This window comes from Pedobacter sp. (assembly GCF_045628745.1).
GTDB lineage: Bacteria > Bacteroidota > Bacteroidia > Sphingobacteriales > Sphingobacteriaceae > Pedobacter.
In genome coordinates this window covers 1-3,182 of record NZ_JAZQPU010000006.1, presented here as the reverse complement: position 1 = coordinate 3,182, position 3,182 = coordinate 1, and the positions used below count along the sequence as shown (strand labels likewise).

General features: G+C 38.7%; 3 protein-coding genes. 1 reads left to right on the top strand and 2 read right to left on the bottom strand.

Annotation, left to right across the window (positions count from 1 at the left end):
* The coding region (locus ACR2F7_RS00370) for a glycoside hydrolase family 88 protein (RefSeq protein ID WP_432711628.1) at positions 1-1,062 on the top strand (1,062 nt) is incomplete at its 5' end.
* Positions 1,063-1,466: 404 nt separating this feature from the next.
* Here the strand turns inward: ACR2F7_RS00370 and ACR2F7_RS00365 are convergent.
* Positions 1,467-2,585 (bottom strand): thioredoxin-like domain-containing protein, encoded by a 1,119-nt coding sequence (locus ACR2F7_RS00365; protein WP_432711627.1) that lies wholly within the window; start codon positions 2,583-2,585, stop codon positions 1,467-1,469.
* Between the two features lie 65 nt (positions 2,586-2,650).
* Positions 2,651-3,182, bottom strand: a 532-nt coding sequence (locus tag ACR2F7_RS00360; RefSeq protein WP_432711626.1) for a TlpA family protein disulfide reductase, incomplete at its 5' end; no start/stop codon positions are given.

Genomic DNA, 3,182 nt, shown 5'->3' with positions numbered 1-3,182 from the left:
TCGGTTAGGACTACGGATGTTTGGGATTGGACACAAGGTTTTTTTGCTGGTGGTCTGTGGTATATTTATGAATATACGCAAAAACCGGAATGGAAAGCCGCGGCTACAAAATGGACTGAGGCCTTAGAACAAGCACAATTTTTAACGCAGCATCACGATATTGGCTTTGTAATGTATTGTTCATATGGCAATGCTATTAGATTTGAGAAAGACCCCGTAAAGCTTAAAAAATACCATCAGATTCTGATTCAATCGGCAGAGTCAGCAATAACCCGTTTTGATCCTAAAGTAGGTTTGATTAAATCCTGGAATACAAAAGCTTCATGGGACAAAAAGACCATGTGGCAATTCCCAGTAATTATTGACAATATGATGAACCTTGAAATGCTTTGTTATGTTTCCAAACTGACAGGTAATCCTAAGTATAAAGAGATTGCCGTAAGTCATGCTTTGAATACCATGAAAAATCATTTCAGAGCTGACTTCAGTACCTACCATGTGGTAGATTATGCTGCGGATGGTGCAGTACTGCACCAGCAGACTAACCAGGGTTATGCTGATAATTCAACTTGGGCTAGGGGACAAGGGTGGGCTATTTATGGTTTTACCATGATGTATAGGGAAACCAAAGACAAACGTTTTTTGGATGCGGCACAAAAAGCGGCTGATTTTTATATCAATCACCCAAATTTACCAAAGGATAAAATTCCATACTGGGACTTTAACGCGGAACAAAAGGGCTATACACCAGATTTCAATTATCAGGCAAATAAGTTGTCTTACATCCCTCGTGATGCTTCCGCAGGATCACTGGTGGCTTCTGGGTTGCTGGAGTTGAGTACCATAGGAAAGAATGGCAACAAATATTTTAAACAGGCAGAGCTGATGTTGAAATCCTTATCTGGGGATGAATATTTAGCTAAACCCGGAACAAATTCTGGGTTTATCTTGAAACACGCTGTAGGCAGTCTGCCTCATCAATCTGAAATTGATGTGCCATTGATTTATGCTGATTATTACTTTTTGGAGGCATTGCTGCGCTACCAGAAGATTAAAAAATAGCGGTGTGCCCTAAAGAATGAAATGCTATTATTTATTACTTTTTTAGAAACGTTCATGCCACCCATATCAAGGCTGGCAAGATTGACTCAAAGATTGATGTTAGTCTCAATTTTATTGCAAAGATTTCATGATGAATTTAATGCAGTTAATTGCAATTAAAAACGCATAGTTATGTTGTAAAAATGGGAAGTGAAAGAGATTCCAATCATTTACATATACCGAAAAATGATCTTCTTACAGCCGTAGATCAACTGATAGGGCGATCCAAAGATTTTTAGATACAAATAGCCTTTCAATAAATTGCATGAAATTCTGGCACGGACTAGTGTTGATCGTTTCTGCTAAACAAACAAGCCGCTAACAAATTGAATTTGTATAGCGGCTTGCATATTAAGGTTTTTGCATTATTTCATTAGCGACTGAACCTTCTTATACAAAGTTTCTCCACGTAGGTTCGATGCCACAACTTTGCCATTCTGATCGATCAAGACATTTTGAGGAATAGCACGTACATTATATAATTTTGCTGCAGGCTCATTCCAGCCTTTCAAACTCGACACATGATACCATGGCATTCCATCTTTCTCTATTGCGGCCTTCCATTTTTCTGTATTATCATCCAGCGATACACTCAACACGGTAAATCCTGCGGCCTTAAAATCGTTGTATGTTTTAACCACATTAGGATTCTCGTTACGGCATGGACCACACCAGCTGGCCCAAAAGTCTACTAGGGTATACTTGTTTTTGTTGATCACTTCTTTTAAGCTGAGCGATTTACCTTCTGGTGTTGTTGAAACAAAATCAATATAGGGCTGTCCATCCATTTTGCCTTTAACAGCAAGTAACCTATTGCCAAATTGTTTTCCTAGTGGGGTTTCCTTAACTTCATTGCTTAACTTTTCATAATACGGATAAGTAGCCTCATAATTCATTGTTGCGCCAACCGCACTGTTATTTAAATGGTAAAGTGAAACGTAGGAATTCGGATGGTCGGTTACAAATTGTTGTATAGCTTTGATTTTAAAATCAGTGTAATGATGAACTATTTTCAATATTGGTGCACCCATACCTTGTTTTTCAGCTCCTTCAGGCATTTGCTTCACTTTATAGATCATCGCCATAAGAATATCATCTTCCTTCCGCATAATTCTTGTAAACTGGGCCTGATCCTCCGCTAATTTTGTCCCTGTAATTTGCGCATTTTTTAAAGAATCCTTTGTTGACACCCGGATTTTCCCTGCAGATAAAAACAAGGGAACCCGATCACCCATTTCTAGCTCTTTCATACTTAGGGTACCCAATGCAGGTAAAGCAACGTTTCCATTAAACTTAAAGCTGCCCTTTTTAATCTGTACGCTATCTACAAATTTTGTTTCATTTTGGTTATAGAACAACTTTACGTAAGCGCCGTTATATTTCGAATTTACTTTCCCCTCAACAGTAAAATCCCCCGCCTGAGTAAAGGCAGCTAGGGGACTTAAGAAGAGTGCAATCATCAGTTTAATCTGTTTTGATTTCATATCTGTATTTTTTGAATAATGGTTAATCCGGCCAAATAAGAATAAAGCCGAAAGTGCTCTGATCGTTATTTTAAAAGTTCTTGAATTTTAGCATAAAGGGCTTCACCACGCAAGTTAGATGCAACTATTTTGCCTTTTTGGTCTATCAATAAATTCTCAGGGATGGCTTGTACACCATATAGCATGGCTGCAGGCTCCTGCCATCGCTGCAGACTGGATACATGGTACCATGGCATCCCGTCAGTCTTTATCGCCGACTTCCATTTGTCAGCATTGTCATCCAGTGAAACACTCATTACTGTAAACCCAGCATCTTTAAAATCGGTAAACGTCTTAAAGACATTAGGGTTCTCCTTGCGGCAGGGTCCGCACCAACTTGCCCAAAAGTCTAATAAGATATATTTGTGATTATTGATCACTTCTTTTAAGCTCAGCGTTTGTCCGTCAGGGGTAGTAGAAGCAAAATCTATATAAGGTTTTCCTTCGAACAATTTAATACCCAGCAATTCTTTCTTAAACTGTTTTCCAACTGGAGTTTCCTTCAATTTTTCACTTAGGTTTTCAAAGTAAGGGAGTGTGGTGCTCTTTGAACTTGAC